Annotated in this window: 19 protein-coding genes; 3 read left to right on the plus strand and 16 right to left on the minus strand. The window is 72.0% G+C overall.

Annotated elements, in window-relative coordinates; translation table 11 throughout:
• The first annotated feature begins 94 nt into the window (after positions 1-94).
• Complete coding sequence (locus FJQ56_RS16040) at positions 95-1,042, plus strand: type IV toxin-antitoxin system AbiEi family antitoxin domain-containing protein (protein WP_140010591.1); 948 nt, start codon at positions 95-97, stop codon at positions 1,040-1,042.
• 155 nt (positions 1,043-1,197) lie between these two features.
• Here FJQ56_RS16040 and FJQ56_RS16045 read toward each other — a convergent pair whose 3' ends face one another.
• The gene (locus tag FJQ56_RS16045; RefSeq protein ID WP_140010592.1) at positions 1,198-1,653 is read right to left on the minus strand and encodes an Lrp/AsnC family transcriptional regulator; all 456 of its coding nucleotides are present in this window, start codon (positions 1,651-1,653) and stop codon (positions 1,198-1,200) included.
• 66 nt (positions 1,654-1,719) lie between these two features.
• On the opposite strand from FJQ56_RS16045, the gene FJQ56_RS16050 reads away from it, so the two are divergent.
• Positions 1,720-2,673, plus strand: coding sequence for a 5'-3' exonuclease (locus FJQ56_RS16050; RefSeq protein WP_140010593.1), 954 nt, complete (start codon positions 1,720-1,722; stop codon positions 2,671-2,673).
• A complete protein-coding gene (locus FJQ56_RS16055) occupies positions 2,670-3,908 on the plus strand; it encodes an NAD(P)H-binding protein (RefSeq protein WP_140010594.1) in 1,239 nt (412 codons plus the stop codon). The genes FJQ56_RS16050 and FJQ56_RS16055 overlap by 4 nt, the downstream gene beginning before the upstream one ends.
• A gap of 3 nt (positions 3,909-3,911) precedes the next feature.
• Here FJQ56_RS16055 and FJQ56_RS16060 read toward each other — a convergent pair whose 3' ends face one another.
• The 15 genes from FJQ56_RS16060 to FJQ56_RS16130 form a co-directional block, all read right to left on the minus strand.
• The gene (locus FJQ56_RS16060; protein ID WP_140010595.1) at positions 3,912-6,734 is read right to left on the minus strand and encodes a DEAD/DEAH box helicase; all 2,823 of its coding nucleotides are present in this window, start codon (positions 6,732-6,734) and stop codon (positions 3,912-3,914) included.
• Positions 6,731-7,624, minus strand: a complete 894-nt coding sequence (locus tag FJQ56_RS16065; protein WP_246084205.1) for a diacylglycerol kinase — start codon at positions 7,622-7,624, stop codon at positions 6,731-6,733. The genes FJQ56_RS16060 and FJQ56_RS16065 overlap by 4 nt, the downstream gene beginning before the upstream one ends.
• A gap of 98 nt (positions 7,625-7,722) precedes the next feature.
• A complete protein-coding gene (locus FJQ56_RS16070) occupies positions 7,723-8,160 on the minus strand; it encodes a hypothetical protein (protein ID WP_140010596.1) in 438 nt (145 codons plus the stop codon).
• Complete coding sequence (gene tatC, locus FJQ56_RS16075; protein ID WP_140010597.1) at positions 8,160-8,996, minus strand: twin-arginine translocase subunit TatC; 837 nt, start codon at positions 8,994-8,996, stop codon at positions 8,160-8,162. The genes FJQ56_RS16070 and tatC overlap by 1 nt, the downstream gene beginning before the upstream one ends.
• Positions 8,997-9,015: 19 nt before the next feature.
• Positions 9,016-9,339, minus strand: a complete 324-nt coding sequence (gene tatA / locus FJQ56_RS16080; RefSeq protein WP_140010598.1) for a twin-arginine translocase TatA/TatE family subunit — start codon at positions 9,337-9,339, stop codon at positions 9,016-9,018.
• A 49-nt stretch (positions 9,340-9,388) separates the two neighbouring features.
• Positions 9,389-10,405 (minus strand): helix-turn-helix transcriptional regulator, encoded by a 1,017-nt coding sequence (locus FJQ56_RS16085; RefSeq protein WP_140010599.1) that lies wholly within the window; start codon positions 10,403-10,405, stop codon positions 9,389-9,391.
• Positions 10,402-11,367, minus strand: coding sequence for a helix-turn-helix transcriptional regulator (locus FJQ56_RS16090; protein WP_140010600.1), 966 nt, complete (start codon positions 11,365-11,367; stop codon positions 10,402-10,404). The genes FJQ56_RS16085 and FJQ56_RS16090 overlap by 4 nt, the downstream gene beginning before the upstream one ends.
• A gap of 28 nt (positions 11,368-11,395) precedes the next feature.
• Positions 11,396-12,397, minus strand: a complete 1,002-nt coding sequence (locus FJQ56_RS16095; RefSeq protein ID WP_140010601.1) for an FKBP-type peptidyl-prolyl cis-trans isomerase — start codon at positions 12,395-12,397, stop codon at positions 11,396-11,398.
• A 159-nt stretch (positions 12,398-12,556) separates the two neighbouring features.
• The gene (gene pafA, locus FJQ56_RS16100; protein WP_140010602.1) at positions 12,557-13,918 is read right to left on the minus strand and encodes a Pup--protein ligase; all 1,362 of its coding nucleotides are present in this window, start codon (positions 13,916-13,918) and stop codon (positions 12,557-12,559) included.
• A gap of 64 nt (positions 13,919-13,982) precedes the next feature.
• Positions 13,983-14,540 carry an NUDIX hydrolase gene (locus FJQ56_RS16105; protein ID WP_140010603.1) on the minus strand — a complete coding sequence of 186 codons (558 nt, stop codon included), beginning with the start codon at positions 14,538-14,540 and terminating at the stop codon, positions 13,983-13,985.
• On the minus strand, positions 14,537-15,415 hold the full coding sequence (prcA, locus tag FJQ56_RS16110; protein WP_140010604.1) for a proteasome subunit alpha: 879 nt from the start codon (positions 15,413-15,415) through the stop codon (positions 14,537-14,539). Before prcA ends, FJQ56_RS16105 begins: the two co-directional genes overlap by 4 nt.
• On the minus strand, positions 15,412-16,263 hold the full coding sequence (gene prcB, locus FJQ56_RS16115; RefSeq protein WP_170215435.1) for a proteasome subunit beta: 852 nt from the start codon (positions 16,261-16,263) through the stop codon (positions 15,412-15,414). The genes prcA and prcB overlap by 4 nt, the downstream gene beginning before the upstream one ends.
• Positions 16,264-16,268: 5 nt before the next feature.
• Complete coding sequence (locus FJQ56_RS16120; protein ID WP_140010606.1) at positions 16,269-16,466, minus strand: ubiquitin-like protein Pup; 198 nt, start codon at positions 16,464-16,466, stop codon at positions 16,269-16,271.
• A 430-nt stretch (positions 16,467-16,896) separates the two neighbouring features.
• Positions 16,897-18,408, minus strand: a complete 1,512-nt coding sequence (gene dop, locus FJQ56_RS16125; protein ID WP_140010607.1) for a depupylase/deamidase Dop — start codon at positions 18,406-18,408, stop codon at positions 16,897-16,899.
• Positions 18,409-18,418: 10 nt separating this feature from the next.
• The gene (locus tag FJQ56_RS16130) at positions 18,419-19,009 is read right to left on the minus strand and encodes a 1-acyl-sn-glycerol-3-phosphate acyltransferase (RefSeq protein ID WP_140010608.1); all 591 of its coding nucleotides are present in this window, start codon (positions 19,007-19,009) and stop codon (positions 18,419-18,421) included.
• Between the last annotated feature and the right edge of the window lie 86 nt (positions 19,010-19,095).

Below are 19,095 nucleotides of genomic sequence, written 5' to 3' on the forward strand. Positions count from 1 at the left end.
CAGGTAATCCCTGAAGCGCGCGGTTCGCGATCGCTATCCACAGGCGGCGCGCGCAAGGGTGCCGGCGGACCTCATCCGCGACACGATCGCCGTCATGGACCCCGCACTGCTCCAGATCTGCGATCGCTACGGCGTCTTCCTGCGCCGGGAGGCCGAGGCGCTCGGCTACCACGACCACGCGATCAGCGCGCTCGTGAAGAGCGGCGAGTGGCGGCGGGTGCGTCACGGGGCCTATCGCGACGGCGCCACCTGGGACGAGATGACCAAGGAGCAGCATTACGCCGTGCGCTGCCGCGCCGCCGTGCGCCAGGCGAGGACCAAGGTCGTCCTGAGCCACAAGAGCTCGGCCAACGAGTGGGCAGCTCCGCTGTGGGACGTCGACCTGACCTACGTCGACCTCACCCGTCGCGACGAGCGCTCCGGTCGCAAGGAGGCCGGCATCTCGCAGCACTGCGGCACCATCCTCGATGGTGAAGTCGAGGACCGGGACGGTCTGTTCGTGATGAGCGCGACGCGCACGGCGCTCGAGGTGACCACGCTGCTCGACGTCGAGCACTCCCTGGTCGTCATCGACGACCTCCTTCACCGAACGCTGACCGACCCTGAGCGCCTCGCGACGCGCTACGCCCTGATGAACGACTGGCCCGAGACCCTCCACACCGACCTGATCCTGCGCCTCGCCGACGCACGCGCCGAGTCCGTCGGCGAGACCCGGCTGCGCTACCTGTGTTGGGCGCAGCGGCTTCCCGCACCCGAGGTCAACTACGAGGTCCGCGACGAGAGCGGCAGGGTGGTCGCCCGCGTCGACCTGGCGTGGCCGTCCCTCGGCGTCTTCGTCGAGTTCGACGGCGAGATCAAGTACGGACGTCTGCTCGGGGACGGCGAGTCGGCCAAGGACGTCGTCGTGCGCGAGCAGCGCCGTGAGGAGATGATCTGCCGGCTCACCGGGTGGGTGTGCGTGCGCGTCGTCTGGGCCGACCTCGCCCGGCCTCGCCAGACCGCCGACCGGATCCGGGCGAAGTTCGTTCCCGCCGCTGCTTGAGCGTCCGGCTCGGCGGACCGAGGTCTGGGCCACCCCTTAAGGGATTGCCTGCGAGCCGGGGACCTCTGAACTTCGCAGGCAATGCATTGCCTGGGAACTTCAGACTTCCCCGGTGAACAGGCAATCCCTGAAGTCGCCGCCGCGGGCCAGGCCCCTCAGACCCCGACCACCGGCCGGGTCTCGTACGGCGTCGACAGCACGATCGTCGTGCGCGTCGACACGTTGGCCGCGGCGCGCACGCGAGCCAGCAGGTCCTCGAGCGCCGCGGGCGTCGAGACGCGGACCTTGAGGATGTAGGACTCCTCCCCCGCCACCGACCAGCACGACTCGATCTCGTTGATCGCGCGCAGCCGATCGGGCGAGTCGTCGGGCTGGGAGGGATCGATGGGGCGGATCGAGATGAAGGCCGTCAGCGGCAGGCCGACCTCCTCGTGGTTGACGGTCGCGCCGTAGCCCAGGATCAGCCGGCGCTGCTCGAGCCGCTTGACCCGCTGGTGCACCGCGGAGGTCGACAGCCCGGTTGCCTTGCCGAGGTCGGTGAAGGACATCCGGCCGTCGGCGGCGAGGAGCTCCAGGATCTTGCGGTCGGTGGCCTCGAGCTCGGTCGTCACCGGTCGAACCCTAGTAGTTGTCGACGCCGCAGAGGTAGCACCGCGGCCGCTGGACGCCGTGGCAGGATGCGCCGGGTGACCGGCACCCCCACCGACCCTGGCCGCCTGCTGCTGCTCGACTCGGCCTCGATGTACTTCCGCGCGTTCTTCGGGATGCCCGAGTACGCCGCCCCCGACGGCACCAACGTCAACGCGGTCCGCGGGATGCTCGACTACATCAGCCGGCTCGTCGAGCAGTACCAGCCGACCGACCTCGTGTGCTGCTGGGACGACGACTGGCGGCCGCAGTGGCGCGTCGACCTGATCCCGTCGTACAAGGCGCACCGCGTGGTCGAGGAGGTGGCCAGTGCCCCGGACGTCGAGGAGGTGCCCGACCCGCTCGGGGTGCAGGTGCCGATCCTGCGGCAGGTGCTCGAGGCGTTCGGCATCTGCGTGATCGGCGCCCCCGGCTACGAGGCCGACGACGTCATCGGCACCCTCGCCACCGGCGCGGGCCAGCCGGTCGACGTCGTCACCGGCGACCGCGACCTGTTCCAGCTGGTCGACGACTCTGCCGAGGGGGGTGCCGTCCGCATCCTCTACATCGGCAAGGGCGTCGGGCGCCACGAGCAGGTGACCGAGCAGTGGGTGCGCGACAAGTACGCCATCGAGGCCCGCCAGTACGCCGACTTCGCCACCATGCGCGGCGACGCCTCCGACGGGCTTCCCGGCGTGGCCGGCGTCGGGGAGAAGACCGCGGCGACCCTGCTGCAGAAGTACGCCGACCTCGACGGCATCGTCGCCGCCGCGGCCGATCCCGGGTCGGGTCTCGCGACCGGCCCGCGGGCCAAGATCAACGCCGCGCGCGACTACCTGGCGGTGGCGCCGACGGTCGTCGCGGTCGCCCGCGACATCGACCTCGACCGCTCGCGCACCGCACTGCCCAGCACGCCCGCCGACCCCGAGCGGCTCGTCGACCTCGTGGCGCGATGGAGCCTCGACACCCCCGTCAACCGGCTGCTCGGGGTCCTCGCGGGGTGAGCGCCACCGACGCCTTCGAGATCCGGACGACGCCGACCAGTGGCCTGCGCTGGCTGACGGGCATGGCCGTGGCCTTCACGGTGCTCATGGCGATGCTCGCGCTCGCGTGCCTCGTCGGGCTGCTCACCCAGGACGTCGGCGGTGCCGATGCCTTCGCGGCGGCCGTGATCGGCGGGGTCGGGGCCTACGGTGCCGCGGTCGGCGCGCGCTCGGTGCGCGGGCTACGGGCCGCCGCCGAGCCCGAGCTGCTCGCCCGGCTCGACGGCGACGGGCTCCACCTGCGCGAGGGCATCGTCGTCTCCGACGACCCCGAGCAGGAGGTGCCCGACCACCTCGGTTGGTCCACGGTGCCGTGGGGCTGGGTGAGGGCGGTCAGCCACACGACCCTCGACCTGCGGGCGGCCAAGGCGCTGGGCAGCGACGTACCGCTCGAGGTGCTGCGCTTCACCCTCGCCGACGACCGGCTGCTCGACGACGCCCCGTTCGAGACCACCCACCTCGCGGCGCCCGCCCGGCTGCTGTCGCTCACGCCCACCCAGGTCCGCACGGTCCTGGTCGGCGAGGCCGGCCACACCGACTTCACCGCGGCCGTGGGCTGGCTCGCCGCCCGGCAGCCGCACCTCGCGGTCCTCACCGGTACGACGCTGCCGTGGTGGACCCGCGCGACCCCGGACGCTTGGCCCGAGAGCCCACGGGTGGCCGTGGTCGGCGCGTCGGGCCGTCTGGGACGCCTGGTCGTCGAGCTGCTGGCCGGTCGCGAGAAGGCCCCGCCGGTGGCCGTCGCGCGCAACGAGGCGGCTCGGGCCGGCCTCGAACGCCTGGGCGCCGAGGTCCGGATGGTCGACCTCGAGCAGGGCCCGGCCGCGGTCGCCGACGCCCTGCGCGGATGTGCCGCTGTCATCCACCTCGCCCCGACCTCGCCGGCCGTGGTCGTCGAGGCCGCCCGGCGCGCGGGCGTGACGCGGTTCCTGCTGGTCCCGGGGGCCTGGAACGGCGACGAGCTCGTCGCGCTCGCGGCCACCAGCGGCCTGGCCTGGACCGCGTTGCGCCCGACGCTGCTCACCGACGACCTGCCGACCGGCGAGGTGCTGCTGGGTCAGGACGTCGCACCCGGACCCGTGCCGCGCGGCGACCTGGCCGAGGTCCTGGTCGCCGCCATCCGCGACGAGGACGCCGTCGGCGGGGCCTTCCAGGTCGCCGGCGCCCCGGCGCCGCCGGGCATCACCTCGGACTAGGCGTCAGTCCTCCACCAGGCTGGAGTAGGCGACCACGCCGCGCTTGAGCAGACCCATCACCTCACGCGCCGTACGACGCAGCGGGGAGTCGCCCGCGGCATCGGCGACCTGGCCGGCCAGGTCGAGCAGCTGCTTGGTCCAGCGCACGAAGTCACCCGCCGAGAGGTCGCTCGGGCCGAGCAGGTCGTCGAGGTCGTCGCCCTCAGCCCAGCGGTAGGCCAGCCACGCGAACCCCGGGTCGGGTGGGCGCAGGAAGTCGAGGCGATGCTCCCGCTCGAGGGCGTCGAGGTCGACCCACAGCCTGCGGGTGGCCTCGATCGCGTCGCCGATGTCGCCACCCGGGATCCGGGGCACCCGGTTGTCGTCGGCCCGCCGCGTCTCGTAGATCAGCGACGCCAGGGCGGCGGCGAGCCCGGAGGGGGTGAGACCGTCCCAGAGCCCGAGGCGCAGGGCCTCGGCCGCGAGCAGGTCGGTCTCGCCGTAGAGGCGCATCAGGTGCTTGCCGCGGTCGGTGACCACGTCGCCGTCGAGGTAGCCCAGCGCGGTCAGCACCTCGCAGACCCGGTCGAACTGGCGGGCCACGGTGTTGGTGCGCTGCTCGATGCGCCGACGCAGGGTCGCGGCGTCGCGGTCGAGCTTGAACCAGCGCTCGGCCCAGCGGGCGTGGTCCTCGCGGTCGGGACAGGAGTGGCACGGGTGTGCCCTGAGCCGGGCACGCAGGTCGTCGATCTCGTCGCCGACCGCCCCGGAGTGGGGCGCCGAGGAGCGGCCCGCTCCACCGCGCGCCGAACCCGGCGGGGGCGGTGCGAGGCCGTGGGTCTTGTCGACCAGCGCCGAGGCCAGGTCGCGGCGCATCTGCGGGTTGCGCCCGGAGAAGCTCTTGGGCACCTTCAGGCGGGCCACCGCGGCCACCGGGGTCGGGAAGTCGATCATCGCGAGCCGGCGCGCCTGGCGGTCGGCGGTGACGACCATCGGGCGCGGGCTGTCGGGGTTCCAGCCGGGGTCGGTGACCACGGCGTACCCGGCGAACTTGCCGACGGGCACCTGGATCACGTCGCCGACCTTGAGGTGGCGCAGGGACTCGATGACCTCGTCGCGCCGGTCCGTACGACGCGACCGGCTGGCCGACTTCTCGACCTCGCCGATGCGCTGGCGCAGCCCGGCGTACTGCATGAAGTCGCCGAGGTGGCATCGGGCCGCCTCGACGTAGCCCGCCAGGGCGTCGTCGCTCTTGGCGAGCTGGCGAGCGAGTCCGACGACGGCCTTGTCGGCCTGGAACTGCGCGAACGACTGCTCGAGCAGCTCGCGCGAGCGCGACCGCCCGAAGTGGTGCACGAGGTTGACCGCCATGTTGTACGACGGGCGGAACGACGAGCGCAGCGGATAGGTGCGCGTCGAGGCCAGACCGGCGAGGTCGCGCGGGTTGGTGCCCGGCTGCCACAGCACGACGCCGTGGCCCTCGACGTCGAGGCCGCGGCGTCCGGCACGGCCCGTGAGCTGGGTGTACTCCCCCGGCGTGATGTCGGCGTGGGTCTCGCCGTTCCACTTCGAGAGCTTCTCGATGACCACGGTCCGGGCCGGCATGTTGATGCCGAGGGCGAGGGTCTCGGTGGCGAAGACGACCTTGCACAACCCGCGCAGGTAGAGCTCCTCGACGACGGCCTTGAACGCCGGCAGCATCCCGGCGTGGTGCGCGGCGACGCCGCGCGACAGCCCCTCGAGGAAGTCGTGATAGCCCAGCACGTGGAGGTCGTCGGCCGGCAGGTGACGGGTGGCGCCCTCGACATAGGCGATGACCTCGTCGCGCTCGGCCGGCGTCGTGAGGTGGACGCCGGCGCCCAGGCACTGCTGGACCGCGGCGTCGCAGCCGACCCGGCTGAAGATGAACACGATCGCCGGCAGCAGGCGCTCACGCTGGAGCCGGTCGATCACCTCGGGCCGGCTCGGGATCCAGACCCGGCGCCCGTTGCCCGACTGCGGCCCCTTGCGCGGCTGGCCCTTCGGCGTACGGCGGTCCTTCATCCGCGACGCGGCGAAGTCGTCGCGGGCGACCTTGAGCAGCTCGTGGTTGACCGGGGCCCCCTCCTTGACGAAGCCGGCGGCCGCATCGACGTCGGAGGAGGCGAACAGGTCGAGCAGGCGGCGCCCGACCATGACGTGCTGGAAGAGCGGCACCGGGCGGCGCTCCTCGACGATCGTGGTGGTCTCGCCGCGCACGGTGGCCAGCCACTCGCCGAACTCCTCGGCGTTGGAGACCGTCGCCGAGAGCGACACCAGGGTCACCGACTCGGGCAGGTGGATGATGACCTCCTCCCACACCGCGCCCCGCGCGCGGTCGGCCAGGTAGTGCACCTCGTCCATCACGACGAAGCCGAGCCCGATGAGGGTCCGCGAGCCGGCGTACAGCATGTTGCGCAGGACCTCGGTCGTCATCACGACGATCGGCGCCTCGCCGTTGATCACGTTGTCGCCGGTGAGCAGGCCGACCTGCTCGGGGCCGTAGCGGGCGACGAGGTCGTGGAACTTCTGGTTGGACAGGGCCTTGATCGGTGTCGTGTAGAACGCCTTGCGCCCGGTGGTGAGCGCCAGGTGCACGGCGAACTCGCCGACGACCGTCTTGCCGGACCCGGTGGGCGCGGCGACCAGGACGCCGCGGCCCTCCTCGATCTCGCGGCAGGCGTGTTGCTGGAAGTCATCGAGGCCGAACTCGTAGTGGGCGGCGAAGTCCTTGAGCACCGGGTGCTTCGCCGTACGACGGGAGGCGGCGTAGCGCTCGGCGGCGCTCGGCTGGTCGTGGTCGTCGGGGGCGTTCGGGGGGGTGCTCATGCCAGGACCTCCAGGGCTGCAGGGACGCACTCGATGGTCAGCGGCAGCGGTCCGAACCGCTCGCCGTCGGCGTACCCGACGATGCCGGGGGCCGCCACGGTCACCCGGCGGACCAGGTGCCGCTCGTACTGGGGGTGCGTGGTGTGGGTGCCCTTGAAGAGCCGGGGATAGGTGCGCACCAGCTCGGGCTTGCTGATCGGCTTGATGATCACCACGTCGAGCAGGCCGTCGTCGAGCAGGGCCCCCTCGGCGATCCGCAGCCCGCCGCCGAACGACGGGCCGTTGCCGATCGCGACGAGCATCGCCTCGGTGGTCAGCGTGCGACCGTCGAGGTCGAGCACGTAGGGGCGCGGCTCGAAGGTGCGCAGCTCCAGCAGGGTGGCCAGGTTGTAGCGCATCTGGCCACGGGGCCAGGTCATCCGGTTGGCCCGCTCGTTGACCAGCGCGTCGAACCCGGCGGCCAGGACCGTCGCGTAGAAGCGGCCACCGGTGCGCGCGAGGTCGAAGGTGCGACGGCTCCCGGTGGTCAGGGCCCGCACGACGCGGTCGGTCGCGGCCAGCGGGTCCTTGCGGGTCAGGCCGACGTAGCGGGCGACGTCGTTGCCGGTGCCGGCCGGCACGATGCCGAGGGGGGTCGGCGTGGTCGCCGTCGCCTGCAGGCCGAGGTTGACGATGCCGTCGCCGCCGACCACGACGAGGGCGTCGACGCCGTCGGCGACTGCTGCCCGGGCCAGGTCGAGTGCCTCGTCGGCGTCACGTCCGGCCAGGGCGTGCACGACGATCCCCGCCGCTCGGAGCCGTGCCAGCGCCTCGTCGGCGACCCCGGCCGCCCGGCCCATGCCGGCCACGGGGTTGGCCAGCAGGGCGATCTCACGACGGGCCGACGACACCCCTCGACCCTAGTCGGGCCCCCAGCACGCCGACCCGTCCCCCACGGGCGACGGGTCACCGAGGATCTCGCGCTGACCCGTCGCCCATGGGCGACGGGTCAGCGATCCAACCGCAGCAGCACGGCGTACGACGACGGGACGGCACCCAGCGAGCGGGCCAGGCGGGCCAGGGTCTCGAGCACGTCGTCGGCGGTGAAGCCCGTGCCGGGCACCAGGAGCGTCAGCCGCCCCTGATCGGGCCCGGCGACACCGCCGGCGCCGTCGACACCCGCGGTGCGGCCGAGATGGACCTGGCCGTCACGCCAGGCCCGGTGGACCAGCCGACGGGTGGCCTCGTCGGTGACGGGGCCGGTGCAGGCCTCGTCGACGGCGAGCAGGTCGCAGGGCAGCGGGTCGCCGTCCGCCGGCTCGAGGACCCCGCGGACCAGGCAGCCGGCGAGTCCGTCGGTGGCCCTCCAGACGACGTCGGCGGTGCCGAGCTCCTCGGGGAGGTCGAACGGGTCGACCGTCTCGTGGCGACCGGGCGGGGCCACCATCAGATGACGGAGATCTCGTCCGGGTCGAGGCCGGCGAAGGGGTTCTTCTTGGCGCGACGGCGGTCGTTGTAGCGCGCGATGACCTCGGAGATCAGGAACAGCAGGACCATCGGCACGGCCATCAGCGACATCGTGAAGGGGTCGGCCGAGGGGGTGGCGATCGCGGCGAACACGAAGACCCCGACGATCATCCACGGCCGGTAGGCACCCAGGGTCTTGCCCTTGAGGACGCCGGCCAGGTTGAGCAGCACCACGAACAGCGGGATCTCGAAGGCGATCCCGAAGACGAGGATGGTGCGGCTGAAGAACGACAGGTAGTCGTCGAAGCTGACCAGGTTGGTCAGCCCGTCGGGGTTGAACCCGACCAGGATCTCGATGCCCTTGGCCAGCGTGACGTAGCCCAGGGCGGCGCCGGCGAGGAACAGCGGTCCGGCGATCGCGGCGAAGATGCGGGTGAAGCGTCGCTCGCGCGCGTGCAGGCCGGGCAGGATGAACGCCCAGATCTGGTAGAGCCAGAACGGGGCCGAGATGACCAGCGAGGCGAACCCGCAGAGCTTGAGGTAGATGAGCAGCCCGGCGCCGGGGCCGTTGGTGCTGAGCACCAGCTGTCCGGCGGGCAGCGCGTCCTGGGCCCGGTTGGCCGGCCAGTAGACGGCGTCGTAGATCTGGTCGAAGAAGAACAGCGAGGCGACCAGCACGACCAGGATGACCGCGACGGACTTCAGCAGCCGGGCGCGCAGCTCTCGCAGGTGGTCGGTGAGCGCCATCCGCCCGTCGTCGCCGACGGGGTGGACGGGCTTGCCGACGAAGAGCCGCGCGACGCCGACGATGGACACAGGGGCTGGACCGCCCGGCTCAGCTGTTGGTGTGGGGGCGGACGTCGGTCTCGGGGACGACCGGGACCTCGTCGGTCACCACGGGCTGGGCGACGGGAGCGGCCGGGGCCGCCGGAGTGGCCTCCGGTGCCGAGATCTCCGAGGCCGGCGTCGGCTTCGGGGTGGGCTTGGTGTCGTCGTCGTCGTCGCGCAGACCCTTGGTCTCGTTCTTGAAGATGCGCAGCGCCTGACCGGTGCCGCGAGCGAGGTCGGGAAGCTTGGCGGCACCGAAGACGAGGATCACGATCGCGAGGATGACGAGCCACTCCGCGCCCTGCGGCATGCCGAGCAGTGGGTTGATCATGGGGTCCCAATCTGTTGGAGGGGGATACGCGACGATCCTACGCGTCCGGTCACCGGTAGAGCCTGAGGGCGTCCTGTGCTGCCGCCGTGACGTCGCCACCGTAGGCCGCGGGTGCGGTCACCCGGGCGTGCGGGGCCAACCGCAGCAACAGCTTGGTCAGCCAGCGCTCGTCGGCCACGAGCAGGTCGACCTCGACATCGCCGCTGCCGTCGCCGAGCGGGCGTACGTCGTCGACCGGGTAGTACTCGGTGACCCAGCGCGCCGCCGGCGCCAGGCGCAGGGTCACCAGGGTCGTCTCGTCGGAGCGGTCGAACATGCCGTCGGACAGGTCGCGCGGGCCGTCGCCCTCGGTCGTGACCGGGGTGTCCAGCACCCGGGCCGCCGCGACCCGGTCGAGCCGGAACAGTCGCGGCGCCTCGGCGGAGTGGCACCAGGCGTCGAGGTAGCCGTGCCCGCCCTGCCGCACGGTCCCCCGCGGGTCGACGACACGGTGGGACAGCTCGTCGCGCGCGGGGACGTAGTAGTCGAGCTCGACCTGCACCTGGCGGCGGGCCGCGTCGTCGAGCCGGGCGGCGAGGGCCGTCAGCTCGGCACCGTCGGGCTGGTCGGGCGCCGCGTCGACCACGCCCCCCGCGGGACCGTCGGCGGCCGCGCCCTCGAGCTTGGCGAGCACCCGGTCGACGATCTCGGCGGCGTCGGGCGCGGAGCCGGATCGCAGGGCCCGCAACGCGACGATCATCGCCGAGGCCTCGACCGGGGTCAGCCGCAACGGCCGGTCGAGGTAGTCGGCATTGCTGACACGGATGACGCCGTCGCCGTGCACCCGACCCGACTCGTCCTGCAGGGCGTCGAGGTCGACGTCGATCAGCTCGTCGGGATAGCCCCCGGGCAGACCGCACATGAACAGCACCCTGAGGTCCTTGAGCAGCACCTCGGGCCGCACGCCGAGGGCGGCGGCGGCCTCGGCGAGCCGCACGCTCCCCCGCGCATGCAGGTAGGGCACCAGCGTGAGCAGTCGTCCGACCTGCTCCTTGGCGCCCGCGGCACTGGCCCCCGCGCCGCTCATCGGGCCACCACGGCCTCGAGCCGCGAGACGACCTGGTCGCGCAGCGAGGCCGGGGACTCGACGAAGACCGACGCACCGAAGCCGAGCACCTCGTCGGCGATCCCGACCGAGGCGCGGGTCAGGGTGAGGCGGTCCCAGGGGGTCGCCTGGTCGGGGCCGGGTACGCCGACCTCGACGGTCTCGGCCGCGCGGCGCAGCGGGAGCGCCGCACCCGCGCGGACCAGCAGCACGACCGGCTCGGTCGACAGGTCGGGGGCCAGGCGTCGGGTGGCGGCGGAGATGTCGGTGCCCTCGGGGATCGAGTAGGCGCCCGGGCGGCCGACCTTGTGGGCCTCGCCCTGGACCCGCGAGAGCCGGAAGACGCGCTCCTCGCCCCGGTCGAGGTCGTGGCCCACGACGTACCAGCGGCCCGAGTAGCGGGTGACGCCCCAGGGCTCGAGACGTCGTCGGCTCGGGGCGTCGGTGCCGCTGCGCCAGTAGTCGAACTCCACGACGGAGCGCTCGAGGATCGCCTCGAAGAACACGTCGAAGGTGGGCTCGTCGGCCGGCAGCCGGGGCTGCGCGATGTCGAGGGCGCTGAGGTCGATCTCGGCGCCGGCCGCGCTCAGCTTGCGGACGGCCTCGGTCGTGGCTCGGGCCAGGCGCTGGTGGTCCCAGACGCGGGTGGCCAGCCCCACGACGGCGGCCTCGTCCGCGGCCAGCTCGATGACCGGCAGGGCGAACTCGTCGGGCTTGACGCGGTAGCCGGGCTCGTCGTCGAAGTAGGCGTCGATCTGGCCGACCTCGACCGGGACGCCGAGGCTGCGCAGCTCCTCCTTGTCGCGGTCGAACATCTTGTCGAACGCCTCGGGGCTGGCGTCGGGGTAGAGGATCTCGCGGATCCGCGACTTGGGGACGGGGCGGGTGGTGACCAGCAGCATGATGAGCAGGTTGAGCAGGCGCTCGGTCTTGTGCGCGCTCATCGGTGACCCGGTCCGTCGCAGCCAGGGATCAGACGGCGGCGAGGATGTCGACGACGAAGTAGAGCGTGGCGCCCTTGGGGATCTCCTCGCTCGGCGGGGAGTCGGCGTAGCCCTTGTCCGGCGGGATCCGCATGATGACGCGACTGCCGACCTTCTTGTCCAGCAGCGCCTCGTTGAAGCCCGGGACGAACGAGCCCTGCGGCAGCACCAGCGGCTCCTTGTCCTTGCCGTAGCTCTCGTCGAACGGCTTCTTCGCGTCGTAGACCGAGCCGAGGTAGTTGAGCACCAGCAGGTCGCCCTCGGCCACCTTCTTGCCGGTGCCCTCCTGCAGCACCGCGGACGAGAGCGGGTCCTTGGCGGTCGGCTTGGGTAGGTCGCCGAAGTCGAGACCGGAGGGGACGTCGTCCTTCTCCACGATCTCGGGCGCCCAGCCGGGCGCGTCGGTCGCGGTGCCCTCGGGGCCGGTCAGGGGGGTCACGTCGAGGACGTCGGCGACCAGCACCAGGCCGTCGTCGTTGCCGATGCCCTCGGTGGCCAGTGCCGGCGACTGCGCCAGGGCGCCGAACATGGCCTCGGTGCTGCCGGTGAGCACGATGCGGGACTCGCGGGTCACGCCAGCCTTGATGTGGTCGGCCAGCACGTTCTTGATGACGTCGTCGAGGGACTGCGGCTGGGCGTTCTCGGCGGCGCCCACGGTGACCTGGATCGCCGGGTCCTTGCCGAAGGTGTCGACGGCGTTCTTGCGCGTGTAGCCGTCGCCCAGGACGTAGTTGACGAAGACCTTGTCCTTGTCCTTCAGCGCGGCGCCGTCGCCGGTGACGAGCGTCTTGCTCTCGAGCTTGTCGGCCTCCATCCGCTCCTTGAACGTCAGCTTGGCCGCGCCCACGTCGCCGGAGATCGTGACCGCGTCGAGCCCCTTGCCGAAGTCCAGACCGTTGCCGGGGGTGTCGGAGCCACAAGCGGCGAGCGCTCCGGTGGCGACGACGAGGGACGCCACGAGCGTGGCGGTGGACCGGGTACCTCGGAGCACGGGTTCAACCTTCGATGCTGGCTTCGGGTGGACAGGCTCGGGCGGTCGAGGTGCACGACCAGGGACCGGCCGCTGAGCATCGGTGAGCCTACAAGGCTCGGCCGTGCCCGGCGCACCCGACGCACGGGTGTCCGACCGGCGCGACTGGCCGAGGCGGCCTCACATGCCGTCGATGAGCCGCTGCACCCGGTCGTCGGTCGCGCGGAACGGGTCCTTGCACAGCACGGTGCGCTGAGCCTGGTCGTTGAGCTTGAGGTGCACCCAGTCGACGGTGAAGTCGCGGCGCTTCTCCTGTGCCTTGCGGATGAACTCGCCGCGCAACCGGGCGCGGGTGGTCTGCGGCGGCACCGACTTGGCCTCGAAGATCTTCAGGTCGGTGCTGACCCGGGCCACCTGCCCGCGCTTCTCCAGCAGGTAGTAGAGGCCGCGGCTGCGGTGGATGTCGTGGTAGGCGAGGTCGAGCTGCGCGATCCGCGCGTGACCGAGCGGCAGGCCGTGCTTGGCGCGGTAGCGCTCGATGAGCTTGAGCTTGATGACCCAGTCGATCTCGGTGTCGACCAGGCCCAGGTCGTCGGACTCGACGGCCTTGAGGCCGCGTTCCCACAGGTCGAGGGTGCGCTCGATGAGGGGGGTGCTGATGCCGCGGCGGTCGACGAAGTCGCGCGCCTTGCTGAGGTACTCGCCCTGGATCTCCAGGGCGCTCGCCTCGCGGCCGTTGGCCAGGCGGACCTTGCGGCGCCCGGTGACGTCGTGCGAGATCTCGCGGATCGCGCGGATGGGGTTCTCCATCGTGAGGTCGCGCATCACCACGCCTTCCTCGATCATCCGCAGCACCAGGTCGCAGCTGGCGACCTTGAGCATCGTGGTCGTCTCGCTCATGTTGGAGTCGCCGACGATGACGTGGAGTCGGCGGTACTTCTCGGCGTCGGCGTGCGGCTCGTCGCGGGTGTTGATGATCGGCCGGCTGCGGGTGGTGGCGCTCGAGACGCCCTCCCAGATGTGCTCCGCGCGCTGCGAGACGGAGTAGGACGCCCCCCGCGGCGTCTGGGTGACCTTGCCGGCCCCCACGACGATCTGCCGGGTCACCAGGAACGGGATCAGGATGTCGGCCAGCCGGCTGAACTCGCCGGCACGGCCCACCAGGTAGTTCTCGTGGCAGCCGTAGGAGTTGCCGGCCGAGTCGGTGTTGTTCTTGAACAGGTAGATCTCGCCGGCGATGCCCTCGTCGTGCAGGCGCTGCTCGGCGTCGAGGAGCAGCCCCTCGAGCACCCGCTCCCCCGCCTTGTCGTGCGTGACGAGCTCGGCGATGTCGTCGCACTCGGGGGTGGCGTACTCGGGGTGGCTGCCGACGTCGAGGTAGAGCCGCGCACCGTTGCGGAGGAAGACGTTGCTGCTGCGCCCCCAGCTGACGACCTTGCGGAACAGGTAGCGGGCGACCTCGTCGGGGCTGAGCCGCCGCTGACCCTTGAACGTGCACGTGACGCCGTACTCGTTCTCGATGCCGAAGATGCGCCGGTCCATGTCACGACCCTACGGGGCGATGCCCAGTTCGGCGGGCGTCTGGGAGCCGGTGGCTGAAGTTTCCTCAGAGCAGCCCGGCGTGGTCGAGCGCGAGGTAGGTCTGCTCGGTGGCGCCGAGCCGCCCTGTCGGCAGCCGGCGGCGTACGTCGGCCACCGGCAGCACCACCACGGTGATGTCCTCGAGCTCGTCGAGGTGCTGGGCCCCGGCGAGGTGGGCGCCGCGCGCGAGCACCACGTGACGGGGGCGGGTGTGGCTCGGGGGGTCGACGGTGGCGACGAGCTCGGCCGACGTGACGGCGTAGCCCGTCTCCTCGCGCAGCTCACGCACCCCGGCGGCCACCGGCTCCTCGCCGTCGTCGACGAGACCGCCCGGCAGCGACAGGACGACCCGGTCGGGCCCGGGGCGGAACTGCTCGACGAGCACCACCCGGTCGTCGTGGGTGAGCGCGAGCACCGACACCGTGGCGGGGCTGTCGTGGATGTCCCACAGCGCCTCGCGGCCGTCGGGCAGCAGCAGCGGCCGGTGCAGGATCCGGGCGAAACCGTCGTAGGCGACCTCGTCGGCGCCGGCCCGGGTCCAGGGCGGCGGGGACCCTGCTCGCGTACCGGGCTGCGCCGTCACGGCGAGGGGGCGATCGGCGGCTCGCCGGTCGCGGGGTCCTCCAGCGGCGGGACCGAGCCGCTGACCTGGTCGGTCGGGTCGGAGGGGTCGTCGACGAGCGGCACCGTCGAGCCACCGGACCCGCCACCCTCACGGCGACCGTCGCCCGAGGACGGCGCGCCGGGCGTGGAGGGCCCGCGCTCGCCGAGGAGCGTGTCGAGCCGCGCCGGCGAGAGCCGGACGAACTTGCGGGTCTGGGCGCGGGTGCGGTCGAGGACCGCGACCTCGAGGTCGCGGGTCGGGATCACCCGCTGGCCGCCCCCCTCGGTCTGGCCGAGCGCGGTGACCGCCCCGGCGAGCGCCTCGGCCAGCGGGGCGCGCTCGGTGTAGGCGGCCTCGAGGCTGGTGGAGACCAGCTCGACCTGGCCGCCCATCACGGCGAACCCGTGCTCGTCGGCCACCTGGCCGTCGTAGGTCAGCCGGAACAGCTGGTCGTCGGCGGCGGTGTCGCCGACCTCGGCCACGAAGAGCTCGACCTCGTAGGGCTTCTCGCCACCGCTGGAGAAGATGGTGCCGAGGGTCTGGGCGTAGGCGTTGGCCAGACCACGACCGGTGACGTCGCGCCGGTCGTAGGAGTAGCCGCGCATGTCGGCCAGCCGGACGCCGGCGATGCGGAGGTTCTCGAACTCGTTGTAGCGGCCCACCGCCGCGAAGGCGATCCGGTCGTAGATCTCGGACACCTTGTGCAGCGCCTGGGACGGGTTCTCTGACACGAACAGCACGCCGTCGGCGTACTGGACGGCGACGACGGAGCGGCCCCGGGCGATGCCCTTGCGGGCGAAGTCGGCCCGGTCCTTCATCAGCTGCTCGGGCGAGACGTAGAACGGTGCGCTCATGGGGTGCCTCCGGTCAGGGGTGCGGCCGGGCCGTCGGGCCGGACCATCCGGGCGCCGATGACGCGGTCGGCGATCGCCGCGACGTCGTCGTCGGCCATCCGGTAGCCACCCTCGGCGGTGATGACCTGCACGACCGGGAAGATCCGGCGGGTCAGGTCGGGACCGCCGGTGGCGGAGTCGTCGTCGGCGGCGTCGTAGAGCGCCTGAACGACCACCTCGACGCAGCCGGTCACGTCGAGGTCGTCGCGGTAGAGCTTCTTGAGGGCGCCGCGGGCGAACATCGAGCCGGAGCCGACCGAGTGGAACGCGGTCTCCTCGTAGCGTCCGCCGGTGACGTCGTAGCTGAAGATGCGGCCCTGGTCGGCGAGCACGTCGTAGCCGGCGAACAGCGGGACGACGGCCAGGCCCTGCATGGCCATGGCGAGGTTGTTGCGGATCAGGGCCGAGAGACGGTTGGCCTTGCCGTCGATCGACAGCGTCGTGCCCTCGATCTTCTCGTAGTGCTCCAGCTCGGTCTGGAACAGCCGCACCATCTCGACGGCGAGCCCGGCCGTGCCGGCGATGCCGACCGCGGAGAACTCGTCGGCCGGGAAGACCTTCTGGATGTCGCGCTGGGCGATGACGTTGCCCATCGTGGCCCGCCGGTCACCGGCGAGGATCACCCCGCCCGGGAAGGTCGCGGCGACGATCGTGGTGCCGTGGGGGGCCAGGTCACCGGCGTTGCCCTGGGGCACCGCGCGGCTGCCGGGGAGCAGCCCGGGCGCCTGGTCGGCGAGGAAGTCGCTGAAGGACGAGGTGCCGGGACGCAGGTAGGCCGCCGGCAGCCGGGAGTCGCCCTGGTGGGGGATCTGGCTCACTGGCCGCCCTTCTGGATGAAGGACTTCACGAAGTCCTCGGCGTTGGCCTCGAGCACCTCGTCGATCTCGTCGAGGATGTCGTCGACGTCGTGGTCGAGGACCTCCTTGCGCTCGGCGACGTCGGTCTCGGGCGCCACCTCGGTGGTCTCCTCGGTCTCCTGCGACTTGCGCGGCTGCTTCTGCTCCTGGGCCATGTCCCGACCCTACTCAGTGGGTACGACGGATTCGACGGACATCTCGAGACCACCGTCGCCGGCGCGCCTGACTCCACCCGACGTCGGTCGAGGTACGTGCCGACGTCGGTCGAGGTGCGAAGGCCGCTAGGCCTGAGCCTCGAGACCCCCGCAGCCGACGCGCCGACTCCACCGAGGACCGACCGGCTCGGGCCGTCCGACGGCGGACGTGTCACGGGTCGGGGTGTCCGCGCGCCTGCATGCTCCGCCGACGACCGGCACGGTCAGCGGTGAGCCAGCGACCGAACCACAACACGGAATGGTCGCCAGCTCACCGCCCCGAGGGTCGGGGACCCCGTCGGTCCAGACCCCACGACGCTGCGGGGTCTCGAGGCTCAGGCCTGACGGCCTTCGCACCTCGACCGGCGTGTGGTCCTCGACCGACGGGAGGTCAGCTGCGCGTGAGGGCCGAGAACAGCTGCTCGGCGGTGTCGCACCGGTCGAGCAGGCCGCCGACGTGGGACCGCGAGCCGCGGAGGGGGTCGATGGTGGGGACGCGTTGCAGGGACTCGCGTCCGGGGAGGTCGAAGATCACCGAGTCCCAGGACGCGGCGGCGACGTGCTCGGAGAACTTCTCCAGGCAGCGGCCGCGGAAGTAGGCGCGGGTGTCGGTCGGCGGGTCGTGCATGGCGTCGTCGATCGCCTGCTGGTCCAGCAGCCGCTCCATCCGGCCGCTGGCGACCAGGCGCTGGTAGAGGCCCTTCTCGGGGCGGATGTCGGAGTACTGCAGGTCGATCAGCTGGAGCTTGGCGTCGTCCCACTCGAGCCCGTCGCGGGTGCGGTACTGCTCCAGCAGCTGGAGCTTGGCGACCCAGTCGAGCTCGCGCGCGCACAGCATCGGGTCGCGCTCGAGACGGTCGAGGACCGACTCCCAGCGGGCCAGGACGTCGACGGTCTGGGCGTCGGCGTCGGCGCCGTACCGGTCCTCCACGAACTTGCGGGCCAGGTCGAGGTACTCGAGCTGCAGCTGTACGCCGGTCAGCCGGCGTCCGTCTCGGAGCGTGACGGTCTGGCGCAGGGTGGGGTCGTGCGAGATCGCGCGCAGCCCCGCGACCGGGCCGTCGACGCCGAGGTCGACGGAGATGAACTTCTCCTCGATCATCGCCAGCACCAGCGAGGTGGTGCCGATCTTGAGGTAGGTGGAGACCTCCGAGAGGTTGGCGTCGCCGATGATGACGTGGAGGCGGCGGTACTTCTCCGGGTCGGCGTGCGGCTCGTCGCGGGTGTTGATGATCGGCCGCTTCAGCGTGGTCTCGAGACCGACCTCGACCTCGAAGAAGTCGGCGCGCTGGCTGATCTGGAAGCCGTGCTCGCGGCCGTCCTGGCCGATCCCCACGCGGCCGGCGCCGGTGACGACCTGACGGCTGACGAAGAACGGGGTCAGGTGCCGCACGATGTCGGCGAACGCCGTGGAGCGGCGCATCAGGTAGTTCTCGTGGGTGCCGTAGGAGGCGCCCTTGTTGTCGGTGTTGTTCTTGTAGAGCAGGATCTGGGGCCCGCCGGGGAGCTGGGCGGCCCGACGGGTCGCGTCGAGCATCACCTGCTCCCCCGCCTTCTCCCACAGCACGGCGTCGAGCGGGGTGGTCACCTCGGGCGTGGAGTACTCGGGGTGGGCGTGGTCGACGTAGAGGCGAGCGCCGTTGGTGAGGATGACGTTGGCCAGGCCGAGGTCCTCGTCGGTGAGCTGGCTGGGGTCGGCCACCTGGCGTGACATGTCGAAGCCGCGGGCGTCGCGCAGCGGCGACTCCTCCTCGAAGTCCCAGCGCGCCCGACGCGCCTTGACCGTGCTGGACGCGTAGGCGTTGACCACCTGCGAGGAGGCCACCATCGGGTTGGCCATCGGCTGGCCGACGACCGAGATGCCGTACTCGACCTCGGTGCCCATCACGCGGCGGACGCTCATGCGTTCGAGCCTACGGGGTGGTGGGACGGTCCTCCTCGCGCAACCGGGGCTCGGTCGTCAGCTCGGGCCTGATCCCGGTCTTGTCGGCGTAGAACGCACGGATCCGGTCCATGTCGGCCCGCACGTCGCCGGTCAGGGCGAAGGTCGGTCCCCACCCGACCGTGCGCGACGGCCGGTCGAGGTAGGCCAGGGTGACCGGGATGCCGGTCTGCTGGGAGATCCGGTAGAAGCCCGACTTCCAGTAGTCGACCTTGCTGCGCGTGCCCTCGGCGGCGATGCCGAGCAGGAACGACTCGTCGTCGGCGGCGTCGGCCAGCAGCGCCTTGATCGTGGCGCCTGGGTTGCTGCGGTCGAGCTCGACGGCACCGGTCGCGCGCATGAGGACCCCGACCGGGCCCTTGAAGAACGACTGCTTGACCAGCAGCCGGATCCGTACGCCGCTGTCCCACCCGAGCAGCAGGGTGAGCACCCAGTCCCAGTTGGACGTGTGGGGCGCGCCGACCAGGATGCCGCGCTGCGGCACCTCGCCGGCCGTGCGCCAACGGGCCGCCTTGAGCGCCACCCGGGCGAACGTGCGTCGGAGCAGGAAGTGGCGTCGCATGCGCAGAACCTACCGGCCCCTACGCCGGTCGAGGAGGCCGCCTGCGGCCGTCTCGAGACCACTGCAGCCGGCGTACCCAGGTGGGT

The sequence above is a fragment of the Nocardioides plantarum genome, from assembly GCF_006346395.1.
GTDB lineage: Bacteria > Actinomycetota > Actinomycetes > Propionibacteriales > Nocardioidaceae > Nocardioides > Nocardioides plantarum.